Below are 1,188 nucleotides of genomic sequence, written 5' to 3' on the forward strand. Positions count from 1 at the left end.
CGCCGCGGTCGTCCGGCGCGTCTCGGCTTCATAGGCCGCGAAGAAGGCCCGGTAGCGCTGGCGCAGGTTGTCCCCGGGCGCGGAGGCATAGAGGCCGCCCACCACCGCGCCCATGCTGTTGCCCACCACGCAGTCGATGGGGACGCCCCGGGCGACCAGCGCATCCAGCGCGCCCACGTGCGCGAGCCCCTTGGTGCCGCCCACCGACAGCACCACGCAGGTGCGTGAAGCGCGAGTCCCCCGGTGGCACGACAGCGCCCCCGAAGCCACCACCGCCGTCAGCAACACCCAGCCCAGCCGCCGCCCCATGCATCCTCCCGCTCGTGAAGTCGGGACACCCTACCCCGTTCCCGCGCGGAGGGCCGCGAGCGCGCCGCTCGGCCGCCTGGCTCCCGAGGGCAGCCCGCAAAAAGACAACCGCCCCCGGGACAGGAGCCCCGGAGGCGGCAGGTGGCCTTCACGAGGCCCGGCGTGGCTGCACGCCGGACCCGCGCGAGGGGCCTAGTACGTGGCCTTCAGCGACGTGCCGCTGTACGACGAGTAGCCGCGCAGCATGATGTACATGCGGCCCGACGCGGACTTCGCCGCCGCGCTGCACGTCTCGTTGTTGCCGGACTTGTACGGACGGCAGTCGTACGAGCTCGTCGTCGGGGCGGAGCCGAACTTGATGTACATGTCCGCGTCGCCCGTGCCGCCGCTCAGGACGTAGGTGGACGCCTTGGAGGCGGGCAGGTCGATGCAGTAGTACGCCGACGAACCGGACGCGCCGGACAGGCCCGTCTTCGCCACGCCGTTGGTCAGCAGGGTGCAGCTCGGGGGCGGAACCGTCACGCCCACGCCCACCGCTTCCCAGGCGGCCTTCACGGAAGCCTGCGTGGCGGCGTCGTAGCCCAGGGCCGCGGCGGCCTGGATGGTCCAGGTCTTCGCCTGCTCGTACGTGGTGCTGGCCGTGTAGAGGTTGGTGTTGGCGTAGTACCAGATCTGCCCGGCCTTCTGGACGCCGATGCCCGTCACGACGATGGAGCTGCGGCCGCGCGGGTGCGTGCCACCCTTCGACAGCAGCGCGAACGCCAGGTTCGGGACGCCGGAGGTGTAGTGCACGTCCTGGCCGGAGTAGTTCGGCGCCCAGTCGATGGACGCGCCGTCCTTCGCCGGGTCGTCCATGTAGCGGAGCGCGTCACCGGCGGT

The 1,188-nt window shown here is 71.7% G+C and carries 2 protein-coding genes; both read right to left on the reverse strand.

The window, feature by feature from the left end:
* The coding region (locus ACLEQD_RS43830) for a patatin-like phospholipase family protein (RefSeq protein WP_410391858.1) at nt 1-309 on the reverse strand (309 nt) is incomplete at its 3' end.
* A gap of 192 nt (nt 310-501) precedes the next feature.
* Nucleotides 502-1,188: M4 family metallopeptidase (locus ACLEQD_RS43835; RefSeq protein WP_410391860.1), on the reverse strand; the 687-nt coding region annotated here is incomplete at its 5' end.

It is taken from the genome of Corallococcus sp. 4LFB, from assembly GCF_046520365.1.
GTDB lineage: Bacteria > Myxococcota > Myxococcia > Myxococcales > Myxococcaceae > Corallococcus > Corallococcus caeni.